General features: G+C 47.3%; 14 protein-coding genes and 2 pseudogenes. 1 reads left to right on the forward strand and 15 read right to left on the reverse strand.

All coding sequences use genetic code 11. The annotated features are described in order from the left end of the window. Window positions 1–49: 49 nt before the first annotated feature. From JCM11969_RS04990 to croR, 7 genes and pseudogenes are all read right to left on the reverse strand, one after another. Window positions 50–979, reverse strand: a complete 930-nt coding sequence (locus JCM11969_RS04990) for a hypothetical protein (protein WP_054708975.1) — start codon at window positions 977–979, stop codon at window positions 50–52. A gap of 1,158 nt (window positions 980–2,137) precedes the next feature. Then, the gene (locus JCM11969_RS04995) at window positions 2,138–2,482 is read right to left on the reverse strand and encodes an AzlD domain-containing protein (protein ID WP_054708977.1); all 345 of its coding nucleotides are present in this window, start codon (window positions 2,480–2,482) and stop codon (window positions 2,138–2,140) included. Window positions 2,483–2,496: 14 nt separating this feature from the next. Then, window positions 2,497–3,317, reverse strand: a pseudogene (locus JCM11969_RS05000) (AzlC family ABC transporter permease). A 279-nt stretch (window positions 3,318–3,596) separates the two neighbouring features. Then, on the reverse strand, window positions 3,597–4,049 hold the full coding sequence (locus tag JCM11969_RS18760) for a hypothetical protein (protein WP_225353145.1): 453 nt from the start codon (window positions 4,047–4,049) through the stop codon (window positions 3,597–3,599). Continuing rightward, window positions 3,989–4,930, reverse strand: coding sequence for a D-alanyl-D-alanine carboxypeptidase family protein (locus JCM11969_RS05010; RefSeq protein WP_054708983.1), 942 nt, complete (start codon window positions 4,928–4,930; stop codon window positions 3,989–3,991). Before JCM11969_RS05010 ends, JCM11969_RS18760 begins: the two co-directional genes overlap by 61 nt. Further along, window positions 4,920–6,099: pseudogene (locus tag JCM11969_RS05015) on the reverse strand (sensor histidine kinase). Before JCM11969_RS05015 ends, JCM11969_RS05010 begins: the two are co-directional and overlap by 11 nt. A 104-nt stretch (window positions 6,100–6,203) precedes the next feature. Next, window positions 6,204–6,893, reverse strand: coding sequence for a response regulator transcription factor CroR (gene croR, locus JCM11969_RS05020; RefSeq protein ID WP_054708986.1), 690 nt, complete (start codon window positions 6,891–6,893; stop codon window positions 6,204–6,206). 471 nt (window positions 6,894–7,364) lie between these two features. Between croR and JCM11969_RS05025 the strand changes: the two genes are divergently transcribed. Beyond that, on the forward strand, window positions 7,365–7,760 hold the full coding sequence (locus JCM11969_RS05025) for a Rossmann-fold NAD(P)-binding domain-containing protein (RefSeq protein WP_054708989.1): 396 nt from the start codon (window positions 7,365–7,367) through the stop codon (window positions 7,758–7,760). 288 nt (window positions 7,761–8,048) lie between these two features. On the opposite strand, the gene guaB is transcribed toward JCM11969_RS05025, so the two are convergent. From guaB to rsmG, 8 genes are all read right to left on the reverse strand, one after another. Next, window positions 8,049–9,191, reverse strand: coding sequence for an IMP dehydrogenase (gene guaB / locus JCM11969_RS05030; protein WP_054708993.1), 1,143 nt, complete (start codon window positions 9,189–9,191; stop codon window positions 8,049–8,051). Between the two features lie 499 nt (window positions 9,192–9,690). Beyond that, a complete protein-coding gene (locus tag JCM11969_RS05035; protein WP_054708996.1) occupies window positions 9,691–10,458 on the reverse strand; it encodes a DUF1129 family protein in 768 nt (255 codons plus the stop codon). A 454-nt stretch (window positions 10,459–10,912) separates the two neighbouring features. Then, a complete protein-coding gene (gene ychF, locus JCM11969_RS05040; protein WP_054709004.1) occupies window positions 10,913–12,013 on the reverse strand; it encodes a redox-regulated ATPase YchF in 1,101 nt (366 codons plus the stop codon). 37 nt (window positions 12,014–12,050) lie between these two features. Continuing rightward, the gene (locus JCM11969_RS05045) at window positions 12,051–12,245 is read right to left on the reverse strand and encodes a DUF951 domain-containing protein (protein WP_054709008.1); all 195 of its coding nucleotides are present in this window, start codon (window positions 12,243–12,245) and stop codon (window positions 12,051–12,053) included. Between the two features lie 17 nt (window positions 12,246–12,262). Continuing rightward, window positions 12,263–13,141, reverse strand: coding sequence for a ParB/RepB/Spo0J family partition protein (locus tag JCM11969_RS05050; RefSeq protein WP_054709012.1), 879 nt, complete (start codon window positions 13,139–13,141; stop codon window positions 12,263–12,265). Further along, a complete protein-coding gene (locus JCM11969_RS05055) occupies window positions 13,125–13,898 on the reverse strand; it encodes a ParA family protein (protein ID WP_054709015.1) in 774 nt (257 codons plus the stop codon). Before JCM11969_RS05055 ends, JCM11969_RS05050 begins: the two co-directional genes overlap by 17 nt. An 18-nt stretch (window positions 13,899–13,916) precedes the next feature. Continuing rightward, entirely contained in the window at window positions 13,917–14,747 is an 831-nt protein-coding gene (gene noc, locus JCM11969_RS05060; RefSeq protein ID WP_054709018.1) for a nucleoid occlusion protein, read from the reverse strand. 131 nt (window positions 14,748–14,878) lie between these two features. After that, window positions 14,879–15,610, reverse strand: coding sequence for a 16S rRNA (guanine(527)-N(7))-methyltransferase RsmG (gene rsmG, locus JCM11969_RS05065; protein ID WP_054709022.1), 732 nt, complete (start codon window positions 15,608–15,610; stop codon window positions 14,879–14,881). Window positions 15,611–16,846 lie beyond the last annotated feature (1,236 nt).

The following is a 16,846-nucleotide window of genomic DNA, read 5'->3' on the forward strand; positions in this document are numbered from 1 at the left end:
ACGGTGCCCACAGAAACTACTTCGCGTTTATTACACCAAACTTGGTGCGTTATTTATAAGTCTTGTTAACGTAAGCCTTGTATGAGATACCTGCCTTGTTAGCCGCAATCAAGCCTGTCCGGATATCTTGATCCGAAAAGCTCCCTGCTTCAACACCGGCACTCTTAAGCGTCTTACGTGCAGCAGCAATTTGGGCGTTAGTAATCGTTTTGCCGTTGATCTCAGTCTGCGATTTTTTGACCGTGTACTCGTTGGTCCCTTTATAATTCTTGGCAGCTTTGCTTTCAGCCTTCGTTAGCCCAGCAACGCTGCTGGAAGATGCTGAGGTACTGCCAGTCGTGGCTGTTGCGGATGAACTGTCGCTATCGGTTGTGGCCACAGCACTAGAATCGGAAGCTGGTGTGCCGTCACCGCCGTTTTTAATTGCTTTATTATTGGAAGACCGCAGTGCAACCGCCTTGTTATACGTATCCTGATAGTATGTCTGCTTAGCATCCTTATCGGTCAAGATACGGTCCAACGTCGCGTTAGACTCGGTGTAAGACTGTGCTTGATACTGGGTAACGGCTTGGCCGTAGATTTGAGTGAACATTTCTGAACGAAGCTGAATTGGTTTGACCCGTTTCAAGGACGTTTTAGCCCGCTTGGTTAACACGTCGTAACCATTCTTCGCATTTTTAACCTTCGTAAAGGCCTTCTTAGCTGTTGAAAAGTTGCCATCATTCAAGGCAGCATTCCCGGCAACGTAGTTTTGTGTTTGCGACAGATAGGTCTGCGCAACCTTGTCGCTGTCCTTGTGACGCAACGCCGTCTGAAAGGCCGTTTCAGCCGCCGAGTAACTCTTATCCTGAACTGATAATTTACCACTATTCATAGCGTTATTATACTGTGTTTGCACGTTGTGGTGACTGGTGTACGCCAAGCCACCAGCAATGATAATTATAATGGCTGTTGCAACAGCCCATACCCACTTTTTCAAGAAATTCCCTCCACATCTGATCCAAACAATTTAAACTTATTATACCATGATGACAATGCATGACAGCCGTTCCGAGTAAATTTTCGGGAACTTTTATCAGTGACCGACCGCGATCTGGTATGCGCATCACACAGCCCGTCAAGTGATGGAAACACTGTCAAAACATGATCTCAACCCGATTCCATCTCGCTTTATTGCAAGTAACAGACTGCTACTTAGTCAGTGTCAGATTAACCCAAAATTTCTAGCTAACACAGTGTTATATGAGTCTTAGCATCATCCTGGGTGGATAGTCCGTTGCATTCCGCAATTCGGCAGGCTGTCGTAGTGGCTCGCGACTGAGCTAACTCGATTTCTGCTGCGCAGCTCTCGAGTGGATCTCAGTCGACTCGCACATCAGTAACCGACCCAAGTACGGTCGCTAACTGATGTCGACACCACGACAACCTGCCGAATTGCTGCATTCCACTTACGTAGAGCTTACTTGTTACCACTAGTTAAGCATCGAAATAGCATTAAACCAAGTTTGCGGAGAATCCGCCCTCGACTGCTGGTAAGACTATTAACAGCGACACTTCTCACAATGTGCTAGTTACCACTGCTAACAATTGATTACCAGGTTTTATAACACCAGTTATATGTGGTTGACCATCTATGATGACGATTGCTGGTATCGTAGCGTAGTGAAACTGCTCGGCATTGTGTGCTCTGGCGCGATTTCACCTCAACTTGCAAGGCTGAATGGCAGAACGAAGCAACACACTAACGCAATTTAAGTCATTCAAATTTTCCAATTAGCACTAACCCATCAACTTGATACCTATAATCTAACATACATTGATCAGTTTGCGTGCAGTAAAAAAAGCCAATTCTTGCCTAGTCCAAACTCATTTTTGCGACACATGTGTCAGCCCACAATGCCGAATACAACAAGGGTTAACGCGTCATAACGGTTCCAGCATCCATCGGTCTTAACATAAACGATACACAACATTTACACAATCTTTTCATAACCACCATCAAGTCGTTACACTGACACCCTATACTGGAAATTACAGTAAGGCCTGTCAGCCAAGAGCAGTCTTTGCAGCAAAATAAAAAGCCCTGACCAAACCGGTCAACGCTTCAAGTTAGACTCATCTATTAAGTTTTTGTGCATCAAATGATCATTGATAGCAGGAACACGCTGATCAACCCAGCAACTACGGAAATTGCCATGGAGCGTGTCACGTACGCAATGACTAAAACGAGTAATCCCGCAATGATGTCAGCAATGTGCGGCATCACTTCAAAGTGGTAGGAACTGGAAATAAAAATATCCTTTACGACCAGCGCCGTAAACAACGAAACGGGTACGAACCGCATCCATTCGTTGAACCACTCGGGAATTTTTCGTTTGGTAAAGATCTTAATTGGCAGATAACGTGGCGCAAAGGCCACAAAGAACCCCAAAATAATCAGCCAAAAATGTTGTGTGGTATTCCACGTATTCACAGAATTCATTCCGTTTACCTCGCCTAGCTATTCTGACCCGATTCTTCAACGGAATCTTCGTCCTCATCCTCGTCGGCAGTATCCTCATGATGCCGCAATTTGTACAGCAAATGACTCTTCGGATGTTTCTCTACCAGATAATGTTCGAACAAGAAGCCGATGAAGGACGTCAGCAACGTTGAGATGACCAACCAATAGTGCTCTTAGTCAACGTTAGGAAGACCACGGCCAAGATACCGGCCAAAATGGCCACGATAATGGTGAGGCGTTCCTTGATCTGCATCACAACCATGTAAATGAACAGTGCCGTCAACGCGAATTGAACCACGTTGAGATTAATTTTCAAAGCACTCCCAATCAGGCTGCCGATGAGGTTGCTGACCGTCCAAAATAACAGTGAGTAGTGTTCAACCTGTAAGGCATCTTGCGGCGTCCACTTCTTGTCCGTAGCAAACTTTAAGTAGTTGACCGCGTAATTTTCATCGTTCAACGATACCGCAAAGACCAGCAGGAATCGTTCCGACTGCCCCTTTAGATACCGGGATAAACTGGATCCAAGTAACGCATAACGCAGTTCCAAGAAGAACAGCATTAAGACAATTGAAAGTAACGGCGCGTTGATCGTTAACATTGACGCGATCATAAATTGAGCACCGCCGGAAAAAACCATAATTGAAACAAGCCCCGTCAATAACGTGTTAAAACCAGCGGCGTGCAACAGCACACCACAAGCCAAGCCAATCGGGATATAGCTTAAGTTCAATGGCATGGACGTCCGTAACGTCATCCGCCACCTGGGCTCGTTTGGGTTTGGCAATTGTTTAGTCAAAAAGAATGCCTCCATCACAAAGCGTTCGACACAACTGAAATGTTTTAGACTCACGCCGATCAACAGTGACCGCATGAGTGCTTTTACCAAAATCAAACAAAATATACACCATAATCACACAATGCAAGACTATTTTACCATGTTTCATTATGTTTTCCTACGTTGGATTCACAAGGAAAACATTAGAATTTAGTTGTGTCTCATAGGTAATTTTAAATTGGCCATTCAGTTTACGAATAATGCAATAAAGGCACCCGTTTTTGTTCATATAACTATTTATTCAGCTACTAAATTTTAAAAAATACCAGCAATATCTCGCCAAGTCCGAACGAACCAATTAGCACGTTTTAGGCTATGATTGATCTGAATCGGCACATTTAATGTGTCACCGCCATTTAAGAAACTGAAAGATTGCCCATCAGTTTTCAAATTCAGTGTTCCGACTTGAGTACCAGCTGCTAACGGCGCCTTTAACCCCTTCTTCTCAGTAACTGAAGCCTTCAAATGGGCCTTGCCCTTCAGCCGCGCCGTACTCTGATTCTGAGCCAGCCAAACAGTCGTGTTCTTACCAACTGCAACCGTGGTTGTTTTTTGTTTGCCATAAGGTACGCTGACTGTGTCACTCTGGGCAAACTGCGCACCCTTCTTTAAAGTCACTGGTTTATAAGTAGCGTAGACCCAGTTCATCAATTTTTTAGTTTGGACGAAACGTGACGGATCGGTGCTGGACTTGTAAGCCGCGTGCATGACCACCGTAATGATCCGGTGGCCATTCTTCTTGACCGTCCCAACAAAGTTGCGCCGGCAGCAGTTGATGAGCCCGTCTTTAACCCGTCAACTGGTAAGTTAGCCGAATACTGCGATAACCCTTTGAGCATGAGATCCCAACTGGTCATTTTCGTCTCACTAGCGCCACCCTTATCAAAGGTCAGCGTTGAAGTTGAGGTTGTTTTTAAGATTTCTGGATAAGTCTTCAACAGATCCTGGGCTAACTTAGCGACATCACTTGCTGACATCGTGTTTTCATCCTTTTTCGGCAGTGATGAATAGCCCATTGAGCCAGCTTGACCATTGGTAATACCAGAGGCCGTGATCAGCTTGGCTGAATTGAGTCCAAGCTTCTTAGCCGTTTGCCGCATCTTCGTCATGAACACATGCGGGCTGCCTGAGATCTCATTACCTAATGCAACGACCGCTGCGTTAGCCGAATAGATCAGCGATGCCTGGTAGAGTTCCTTAACGGTGTAGGTTTCGCTGGTCGTCAACGGCACGTTAGTCAATTCCGTATTCTTACTCAGTTTTGCGGTCGCCTGATTGACATGCACTTTCTGATTCCAAGATAATTTACCATCATGCACTTCTTGCAACACAATGTAGATGGCTAATAGTTTCGTCATAGAAGCAATCGGCAACGCCTTTTTGTCGTTTTTGTCATATAAAACCTGACCTGTGTTAGCGTCAATGGCAATCGCTGACTTCACGTTCAAATTCAAAGTGGACGACGCGGATGAAACCGACGAGGCTTGCGCAGTAACGCCACTCGTATAAAACGCCATAAACAGTGCTATAACACTTAAAATAAGACCCATCTGTGCGATGGTTCTCATTTGAATTTCTTTATTCTTCAAGATTTTCCTCCGGTGTTGTTGTTGGTTGGACGCGTTCGATTCGCTCCCCGTTTTTAACCGGCAAGTGGATGATAAACCGCGTCATTTTGGGATCGGACGTGACGTAAATGTACCCGCCGTGCCGATCCACAATACTCTGGGCAATGGCTAAGCCTAAACCCGTTCCCCCCGTAGCTTTGGAACGTGATCCTTCAACCCGATAAAACCGTTCAAACACCTGTTTCAGTGACGCTTCCGGAATCTGTGAACCGTCGTTTTCGACGCTCACCTGAATTTCCCGCTCACTGACCGGCTTAGACCGCAAAATGATATTGTGGCCGCCGTCACCGTACTTCAACGCGTTTGCAATCAAATTATTGAACACCCGACCAAGTTTTTCGGCATCCGCTTCGATCTGTAACGGTTTGTCATCTGCATCGATGGCAATCTTGATCCCCTTATCTTCCGCTTCAAGCTCAAAACTAGCAGCCAGTTGTTCCAGCATCTGATTGATGTCGATCTTAGAGATGTTCATCGGCGTATCGGTTTGGCGCATCTTGGTGTACTCAAAGAGATCTTCCACCAAGGACTTCATTTGCTTGGCCTTGTTAAACGCCGTGTGCGTGTATTTGAGAATATCATCCTCTGAGTGGTACTGATGATCCTCAATCAAGCCAGATAGCCGATAATTGACGTTAACGGCGTTCGCAGGTCATGGCTGACATTTGTGATCAGTTCATCCTTTGATTTTTCGATTCGGCGTTCATCTTCCATTGACGAAATCACGGAATCAACCAACGCATTCACTGACGTCACCACGCGTTGCGTATCGCCCTTCAACGTGAACGGGATTCGGTGGTCAAAGTGGCCATTAGCAATGTAGTGCAGTTCATCAATGATGTGCCGCAGCTGCATCTGATGGTACCGGCGCAACAGCCGCCAATAAACGACACCGGCATCCGCCGCAATCATCAGGCCAATAAAAATATTCTCCCAGCTCCACAGCTGATAGTGGTACGGCCGATGACCATGGACCGTTTAATGATAAATATCCCGTCCTGCAATCCTGGGTTCGTTTGAATCATATCATTTAGAATCACGATTACTGATAGGTTCACTAACAGTAGTATGACAATGGTCACAAACGCCTCCATGATGAGGGCACTTTTTTCTCGTGTGGTGAGTTTCACGGCTATCCTCCAACCTGATTATTTCCCCTACCATCCGGCTGATGATACTAAAATCAGTTCCCAAACAGCGCCTGGAAACTGACTTTAACCACCCATCAGTTGTGCTAGTGGGTTTCAATCTTGTAACCGACACCCCAAACGGTTTGAATCACTTTTTCGCCGCCAGTTGCGTCTTCAATTTTATCCCTTAAATGAGACACGTGCACCATGACCGTTTTGGCCGAAACGATTGATTCCTGTCGCCAAACGCGCTCAAAAATTTCATCAGCAGAAAAGACCCGGTTCGGATGACTTGCTAACAGGTACAGAATGCCGAATTCCAAGGCCGTCAAATTAATGGGACTCCCGGCAATCGTTTTGACTTCGTGTGAATCCTTGTTAATGGTCAACGACCCAATGTCGAGGACGTCCGGCTGACTTTCAGTGACGTGGTCCTGTGACCGCCGCAACAGCGACTTAACGCGGGCCATGACTTCCAGCGGGTTGAATGGTTTCGTGACGTAATCGTCCCCACCACTGATCAAGCCCTGAATCTTATCCATGTCATCCGTCTTGGCAGACAAGATCAAAATTGGGAGTTCTGAATCTTTCCGGACTTCTTTGATGACTTCGATCCCATTCATTTCAGGCATCATGATATCAAGAATCATCAGCCCAATGTCCGGTGTGGTATGTAGCTTTGTCAAAGCTTCCTTCCCATTGTAGGCCGTTACTGGTTCGTAGCCTTCGTTTTTAATGTAAATCTCTAATAATTGCGCGATTTCTTTATCGTCATCAACAACTAAAATTTTCATAATTAATTTAATACTCCCTTATTCATAGAATTGGATCGATTACTACCGGGAAAGCATCGTGACATCATAAATGCACAAAACACGATCGCTTATGTCTATATTAACAAAAGTCGAATAATCATTCAGCAATTTATTGTGGAACTTATGAAGAGCGTAAGTTGGTTAACCTAATCTTAAGAGTCTTGGTTTGATCCGCCATGCATTTTAAGCCCTGCAACGAAAATAACCACAACCAAATGGCGACTGTCATAGAAAAACCTTATCGCTAACTCAGCCCATATCACTGCATTGGTCAACTGTGGTTGCACACAATCTCAACTGCACCAGCAATCCCTTACGATAGTCTGGACTACCAACCTTTAAGTTACCTAAAATTCGATACAATTTGTTATGTTCTATTTTAATCCATTTATTCGAAGATTGTTATTAAAATGTCGCGCCTACCGGAAATCTGATTCCCGGCCTTTGGATATGCCTGTTTCGTATCTTAACGCACTCGATGAAGCTGACGTCATTATTAAGGTACTCAAGGAAGACTCCCACAAACACGCCATCTACGTCTTAAGTGACGAGATTAAGACGCCAAATGAGATCTGTGACATCATGAACGACGTCATGGGGACTGATATCAAGCCAGTCTTTGTTGATGCCGATCATTTAAGGGACTACTGGCCTTCCTACTTTGAAGGCGGTGACAGCTTCGCAAAGGCGGCCTTTGTTGCCATGCGTAAGACTTACACCGACTGGGGTTGGTCAGGAAACGCCAACGTTTATCACTGGCTCCTCGGTGACCAAAAGCCGCGGACAATTCGTGATTTCGTTACCAGTGAAGCCCAATCACTTGGTATCAAGACCACGGGTAACTAACAGTCTCACCCACTGAATTGCACACCGAACTATGTGTTCACAAACTTGCGTTAATGAATTGCATTCTCAAAGTAAAAGAGAGTCAGAAAACGGTGTGGTTTTCTGACTCTCTTTTTTATGTTTGATTTTTTGATTTTTTTCTGGAAGCTTTCTTGGCCTCATAGCGGAAACGTGTTCCAGCAGGCAGAGGCTACTGCATAAGCCAACTCTGACACAAATGCCAAGTTCAGGCATTTCTGCCAGACTTAGCTTATGCTCCGCCCTCTAAACGCCTGCTTCCACACTCTACTACTTGTAGTTAGGTGCCGCCTTCGTCAACTGCACATCATGAGGATGTGATTCAATTAACCCAGCGTTTGAGATCCGGACGAATTGGGCCTTCTTGATTAGTGAAGCAACGGTTGCGGCACCGGTGTAACCCATGCCTGAACGTAAGCCACCAATCATTTGGAAGATGATGTCATCAACGGAACCCTTGTATTCTACTCGTGCTTCGATACCTTCTGGTACCAACTTGTTGGCTTCGTTTACGCCGCCTTGGAAGTATCGGTCAGCTGAACCATGTTCCATGGCGGCAACTGAACCCATACCACGATATGACTTAAACTTTTGGCCGTTGTCTTCAAAGACTTCACCAGGTGCTTCGTCAGTTCCTGAAAGCATTGAACCGAGCATTACTGCGTTCCCGCCGGCTGCTAACGCCTTGACGATATCACCAGAGTACTTGATCCCGCCATCAGCAATGATTGGCTTGTTGTATTCTTGAGCAGCAGTTGCGGCGTCGTAAATGGCAGTCAGTTGAGGGACGCCAACACCGGCAACGACCCGAGTGGTACAAATTGAACCAGGACCGATACCAACTTTAACAACGTCAACGCCGGCATCAAACAAGGCACGAGTGCCATCGCCCGTAGCAACGTTCCCAGCAATCAAAGTAGCTTCAGGGAAGGTCTTACGAATTTCAGCAACTTTGCGTAACACGCCAGCTGAATGACCATGGGCAGTATCGATGATGATGGCATCAGCACCAGCATCCAACAGACCCTCAGCACGTTCAAAGGTGTCAGAAGTAACACCAACAGCAGCTGCAACCAACAAGTGGTTATTTGCATCAACAGCGGCAATTGGGTGGGCTTCGGCATCCTTTGTAACGGCCTTGACCTTAGCAACTTCAGCAGCTTGGGCTTCCTTGCTCATGTTCTTATGAACGACCCCTAAACCACCGTTGTTTGCCATGGCAATGGCCATTTTTGATTCAGTCACAGTGTCCATGCTGGCACTGAGAAATGGTACGTTTAACTTCAAATTATCGGCTAATTGGATCCGTAAATCGACATCGTTTGGCAACACATGACTTTCCGCTGGTATCAGTAAAACATCATCAAATGTAATTCCTTCTTTTGCAAACTTTGTATCCCAATTAGTAGTCATTGAAATAAACGCTCCCTTATGATATTTTTTTGTGTTGCCATTTAATATAACAGGCGTTTTCAGAAAATGCAACGGTTCTCATCAAACTGTTATTTTAAATTCGTGATTTAGCCCTTGTTTCCCGCTTATGCATTGGAAAATGATTTTATTTTGGAGGATTGAGAACAATCGGTTTGGGAGAATGATAATCGTTCGAAATTTTATGGTAAGCGGTATCATTATTGTTGACTTATGATATTGAATAGCAAAAAAAGCACGCTATCATTTTGGGATGATGGCGTGCTTTTTTGCTTTGCATTATTGATTTGTTTTGATGGTGAATGTGAGCTATGTGAGGACACTTTGGTGATACCTTCTCGCCCATATAGCCGAAACGTGTTCCAGCAGGCAGAGGCTCCTGCCTAAGCCAACTCTGACAAAAATGCCAAGTTCAGGCATTTCTGCCAGAGTTGGCTTAGGCTCCGCCCTCTAAACGCCTGCTTCCACACTCTGCCACACTCTACCTTCTCCTCTGCGTATTCCCAGAAAAGAACCCTTGTCGCAGGTCATAGTGCTGCTTGACGAACCAGGCGCCGACACCTGTCAGCACACCTAATACTAACTGTGCCCATGGTGTCATTACTGGGTTCAAGAAGCCTGGCAAGTAGGCCATGCCGTAGAACAGCACCAGCCATGCAACCACAAAGAGGATTGCTAACAGGATCCGGATCCAGAGGTTCAGTGAGTGCTTGCGTTTTGAATCAAACATCCGTGGAATAGCTGGCAATGCTAGCCCAGCGATGACCCCTGACAGGATAATTGACGTAATCCCGACTGGCGACCCATTTTTCTGTGCTGATGGCGAAACGATGTAGAGGATTCCGAACATCAAACTGAAAATGGTAAAGAACCACAGTCCGTTGTAAAGCGCACTTGGCCAGTATGGATCTGGGGCGCTGGCATCACGTTTTGGCCCCTCAACGATTTCCTTTACGCGGGCGTGAACGTCACCACCGAAAAGATTTTTGGCAATCTTCCCCGTTCTTTGCCCTTCTTGAAGATCAGCGACCATCTGATTGACGATTTCTGACTTCTTATCAACAGACAATTTTGGTTGTTCCTGCAAAGCTTGGTTAAACCGGTACATGTAATCGGCGTTACGCTTAGTCAAACCGATGTTATCAAAGACGGCCCGCTCGCTTTTAGCAGCAGAGTTGCGGTCTTGATGGACGTCAGCATTTCGATTACGCTGCTGAGCGCCTGCGTTGCGTGGTTCGTTTTCACTCAAGTTGGTTTCCTCCTTGGCCAGAGTGCGGAGGAAAGCGTTCGGGGGCGGAGCAGAAGTAGCTTTGACTTTAAAATCCCGGTCTTGGATTTTGAAGTCGAAGCTGCTTCTGCAGGAGCCCCCTGCTTTCCGGAGCACGTTTCGGCACAGTTGAATAAATGGTTAATGTTAAACGGGTCTTTAGACTGGGTATTGTTTAGTGTTATATCTCAGTAGAGCACGTTCTCGCCCACATAGCCGAAACGTGTTCGCAAGGCTGAGGGCTACTGCATAAGCTAACTCTGGCACACATGCCAAAACCAGGCATTTCTGCTGAAAGGCTTTCTCGTCCACACAGCCGAAACGTGTTCCGCAAGGCAAGGGGCTGCCATGTAACGGACTCTGTCAAAAAATCCAGAAACGGGATTTTCTGACAGAGTCCGTTACATTCTGCCCCTTAACCGCCTTGCTCCACACTCTACACATTAAACCTAAACTCCACAATATCCCCATCCTGCATCACATAATCCTTACCTTCAACCCGCAGCTTCCCAGCTTCCTTCACCTTTGCTTCGGATTCTAACTCATCCAACGCATCAAAGGCCATGACTTCTGCTCGGATAAAGCCGCGTTCGAAATCTGAATGGATAATGCCGGCTGCCTGTGGGGCCTTGGTGCCCTCTTTAAAGGTCCAAGCACGAGTTTCCTTACCACCAGCGGTAAAGAACGTTTGCAGGCCTAAGAGGTGATAAGAAGCACGAATCAGACGGTTTAAGCCAGGTTCTTCAACCCCTTCTGCTTCCAAGAAGTCCTTCTTTTCGTCAGCATCCAGTTCCGCAATTTCTTCTTCGGCTTCGGCAGCAACGCCGATGGCCTCAGCGCCTTCCTTGGCAGCGTAATCTTGGATCAGCTTGAAGTACTTCGAGCCTTCTGGATCTGCCATGTCGTCTTCCGCAATGTTAGCTACGTACAGGACCGGCTTGCTGGTCAGCAAGAATAAGCCCTTCACGATGGGTTGTTCGTCCTCGTCAAAATCGATTGAGCGAACGCCCTTACCGGCTTCCAAAACTGGCTTGATCTTTTCTAAGACGGCCAATTCGGCTTTCGCTTCCTTGTCGTTCCCCTTGGCAGCACGTTGCACCTTAGCCAAGCGCTTGTCAACGGCGTCCAAGTCAGCCAGACCCAGTTCCAAATTAATGGTCTCGATATCGTCGATTGGGTCGATCTTGCCAGAGACGTGGGTAATGTTGTCGTCGTCAAATGCCCGCACAACGTGCACGATGGCGTCGACTTGGCGAATGTTTTCCAAGAACTTGTTCCCAAGACCTTCACCCTTGCTGGCACCCTTAACGATCCCGGCAATGTCGGTAAATTCGAAGGTGGTTGGGACAACTTTCTTGGCTGGAATCAATTCCTGGATCCGGTCCAAACGGTTATCCGGCACTTCGACCATTCCGACGTTAGGGTCGATAGTGGCAAATGGGTAGTTGGCCATTTCGGCGCCGGCGTTCGTGATCGCGTTAAATAGGGTTGACTTACCGACGTTTGGCAGACCGACAATTCCTGCAGTTAATGACATAGTATAAATTCACGCTTCCTTATAAATTTTTAAACTACTATTTTGCGTCCTGGTCGGCTTTCTCCAGAACTTTTTTGAGCTTCTTTTCAAACTCGCGGCGGGTCAGCATCACAATGTGGCCGCAGCCGGTACACTTGATCTTAATATCCGCACCCATCCGAATGATCTGCCAGCGGTTGACACCACAGGGATGCGGCTTTTTCATTTCGACAATATCGCCAAAATCGTACATGTAATCACCCTTCTTTATTAATCTAAATGCACATCTAAAATATCTAAGATCCGGTTCAAATCGTCATCTGACAGGTACTCGATCTCGATGCGGCCCTGGCCTTCTTTGCTTTCACTGATGGAGACCTGGGTACCGAACTTCTCCTGCATGGCATTCTCGCCAGCGCGCAGGTACGGTGACTTCTGCTTGGTATGCTTCTTTGGCTTTTCCGCAACCTGGCCGTTCATCTTGTCAACGACACTCTCCAGCGCCCGGACGGTCATTTTCCCGTCAGCGGCGCGGTTCGCCAGACTGACCATGTGGCTGCGGTCCTTCAATGACAGCAACGTCCGCGCCTGCCCCATGGACAACCGCTTCTTTTGCAGCAGTTCTTTGACCTGTTTTGGCAGGCCCAGTAACCGCAGATAGTTGGCAATGTACGGCCGACTCTTACCCAATCGTTTGGACACTTCGTTTTGGGTTAGCTTGAGATTGGTCATCAGCATTTCGTACGCTTCGGCCTCTTCAAGCGGCGTTAGATCTTCCCGCTGCAGGTTTTCCAAGACAGCGATCTCCATCATTTGCGATTCGCTGACTTCCCGCACAATGGCTGGAATCGTGTCATTTTTAACCATTTTAGAAGCCCGAAAACGACGTTCGCCCGCGAGGATCTCATAGCGGGTCACCTCAGGGTCTGGTTGTCGCACGATGATCGGCTGGAAAACACCAGACTTTTCAATGGAGCGTGCCAGGTCTTTCAGTGCCGCTGTATCAAACTTTTGTCGTGGTTGGTATGGGTTGGGCCGAATCTGGTCCAGCTTAATATCCACAACAGTTTCTGCTTCAGGGTCAACACTGTTGTCCGCAAACAACGCTTCGATACCGCGACCTAACCCTTTGTTATTTTTGTTTGCCATGAGCAGCTGCCACTTCCTTTGCGAGTTCGGTATAAACGATTGCACCGGTTGATTTTGCGTCGTAGTCCATAATTGGCACCCCGTGACTTGGGGCTTCTGAGAGCCGCACGTTACGTGGAATAATGGTCTTGTACACCTTGTCCTTAAAGTACTTCTTCACTTCGTCGTTGACCTGGTGCCCCAGTTTAGTCCGGGCATCGTACATGGTCAACAAAACACCCTCGATCTTCAAATCGGGGTTAAAGTGCTTTCTAACCAGTTGAATCGTATTCAACAGTTGGCTGAGTCCTTCCAAAGCATAGTATTCACTTTGAACAGGAATCAGAATTGAGTTGCTGGCCGTAAAGGCGTTGATGGTCAACAGCCCAAGCGATGGCGGGCAGTCGATCAAAATGAAATCGTAGTCGTCGCCGATCGTTTTCACAGCGTCTAATAACCGGGTCTCCCGGGCAATTTGGGAGGTCAGTTCGATCTCGGCCCCAGAAAGCTGAATCGTTGCCGGTGCGATGTCCAGATCCTTGTGGGTCGTGTGTAAAATAACGTCTTGAAGCGGTTCTTCATTGACCAAAATGTCATAGATATCCTTGTTGATTGAGGATTTCGCGATCCCCACCCCACTGGTGGCATTCCCCTGGGCATCGATATCGATGATCAGGACCCGGTTGCCAAGGTTGGCTAAGCCAGCGCCGAGGTTAACGCCCGTGGTCGTTTTACCAACGCCGCCCTTTTGGTTTGCAAGCGCAATTATATCTGCCATTGGTTAGTTGTCACTCCTTTATGATTTCTTGATGATGTCAATGGTGATGCGGTAGTGGTCATCTTCGTCTTCTTCCGAGGTTTGTACCTGAAGACCAGCTTCCGTCACCATCTTCACTGATTCGCGAATCGTATTGACCGCCACCCGGGTATCCGCAGAAACGGAATGCAGCGTTGGTTTCGGCTTGTTCTTCGCCTTTGACCGCTGAATCAACCGTTCAGCATCCTTCACTGTCAGATGGTCAGTCTCGATACGTTTCAGTAGTTTATCCTGTTGCTTATCAGTCACCGCCAGCAGTGCCCGGCCGTGACGCTCACTGATCTCATGATTCATCATGGCGTCTTGAACCGGCTGACTGAGCTTCAACAGCCGTAATTTATTGGCCACGAAGGACTGGCTTTTGCCGATCTCCTTAGCCAGCGAGGCCTGCGTCAAATGATTGAGTTTCATCAATGATTGGTAAGCCTGCGCCTCTTCAATTGGTGAGAGCCCCTCTCGTTGCAGGTTCTCGATCAATGCCAGTGAGGCGGTCTCATCGTCTGACAGGGTCTCGACGATTGCCGGGACCTCCTGCCAATGCAGTGAATTCACGGCTCTAAACCGGCGTTCCCCCGCAATGATCTCGTATTTCTTTGGTTCGTATTCACGCAACACGATGGGCTGCAACAGGCCGTGGTCCGCAATGGTCTGTGCCAGCTCCTCGATGCCCCGTTCGTCAAACACCTGGCGTGGTTGAAACCGGTTTGGGACGACGGCGTTCACGGGCACCATGATTACGTTTTGCTTGATGTTCTCCTGCGTGTTATCATCCTTATTCGATTTATCTCTGCCAAATAATGAAAAACCCATGACGACTCTCCCTCCAATACCTAGGAAGTGTTTAAAAACACGTTATGGCTAGGTGAAATGGCCTTCACCGCACGACGGGCAGTGTTAGCTGTCAGTATGTTGACCAGTCGCGAATCCCTATCACTGACCGGTCAGGCTTCTCCCAGTGGTTCCTTGTTCGGGGTCCCCGCTTTTCTCGGGTAGCGTTTCGGCGTGTGTCTTTGCTTATCGATCACCACAATGTGGCGGCCGTCGCCCGATTCAGGCAAGGCAAACTCATAGTCCGCCGTCAGTTCACCGCCAAGCATCGCAATCGCAGTAATGCCCTGATCGAGTTCAGCCTCGGTCTGCGCCGCCTTCATGGCAACAAATTGGCCGTTGAGCTTCACGAGTGGCAAACATAGTTCACTGAGCACACTCATCCGGGCAACGGCACGCGCCGTCACGATATCGTAGGCCTCGCGGTGTTCAGACCGCTTCCCGCCGAACTCCTCTGCTCGCGCATGAAAGACTTCAACGCCGTCTAATCCCAATGTCTCGACGAGCGTTTCCAGAAATTTGATCCGCTTATTCAACGAATCCACGATGGTGATCTTCAGGTTAGGAAACGCAATCTTTAAAGGAATCGACGGAAAACCGGCACCGGCACCCACATCACATAGTGTCAGTGATTCAGTGCGCAGTTCTGGTATGTAAAATGCTGGCGTTAACGAATCAAAGAAGTGCTTCAAATACACATCAGAGCGCTCCGTGATCGTTGTCAGGTTCAAGTGTTTGTTGGTCTCCACCAATAGTTCATAGTACTGCTCAAACTGGGTCATCTGCGCTTCACTCAACGTAATGTCATGTGCCGCTAATGCCGTTTGAAATTGGATATCGTTCATTACTCTTTCTCCACCTTTTTCTGTGAAACAACGATGTTTCACGTCCCGTTCTACTTTACCTTAATTCCCCACGACATGCAACCAACTTACCGGTGTTTCACACGCATCTGGCGTTAACCAGTTCGCTTTACATTATACTAGAAATTCGTGGCTGGTGGAAACGGTTCAGGAGAAAAATATTCTGGTTTTGTGGTCCTGGGTTGTGCAGGATGTCGCCTCACTCCGCGGGCCGACTCTGGGAGCTGTGGTGGTTCGCAAGTGAGCTAATTCATTTTCCGACCGCTGGCCGTAAAATGAATGGATCTCCCTCGTCTCACGTGGCTCTAAGCGGGCAAACCCGCCCCGCCAAGTGCCACCAACACCACTGCTCCGAGCTCGGTCCGCTCCGTGAAGCTCACATAGTGCAAGTGCGACAACAGAACCTAACATACTCCAGTAGTGTTTCCAAGGATTGCTGATATTTAATATCATCGACCGGCGCTCGTACACATATAACGACAAACAGCGTCCATTATACAATGAAACGTTGGGTTCGTAACGAATTTGTTGCAATCTATTTTGATTGGATGAACGAAGCGTTTACTTAGCATTGTAATATCTCGTAAGGTATCACAATTATAGTAACGATTTGCATGCTTTCAAGTGGCTATTCTATAGTCACTTGAACGTGTTAAGATAGCATTTCGTCTGAACACATTGGTCGACTTATAATTCATTGAATAGATAATCAACGAAATCATTGTCTCAGGGTTATAACCTTTGACTTAAATCAGCAGTCGCGTGCGGATTCACCTCGAAATAGTTTTATCTGTGGTTTAATTTTTAACTAACATAACTAAGACACTCACTGTAAGTGAAATGCAGCAATTTGGCACGGAGCTGTGGTGTCGAGATGACTTGGCGAGGGTGCCTTCCTCGCTTAGTCATCTGCGAGACGGTGGAGATCCATTCAGATGGCGCAGAGCGACAGCTGAATTAGCTTCATCGCGAGCCACCACTGCGGAGTGCCGAATTGCGGAATGGAACGTGCTTGCCCAGTATCTCGGCTACTTGGCTAAGCAGTTATGATGTAAAAAGCTTTAATGGTCTGCGTTTTATTCTTCAAGTGGTTTTGGCGACGTGGGGGCATTTTATATTGCTGAAACGCGTTCCAGAAGGCAGAGGGCTAACGTGTAACGGACTCTGGCCAAAAAGTCAGGACCGGACTTTGTCAACTAGAGATTTTGGCGACGTGGG

Source organism: Secundilactobacillus paracollinoides DSM 15502 = JCM 11969 (assembly GCF_001311135.1).
In the GTDB taxonomy this organism is placed as follows: Bacteria; Bacillota; Bacilli; order Lactobacillales; family Lactobacillaceae; genus Secundilactobacillus; species Secundilactobacillus paracollinoides.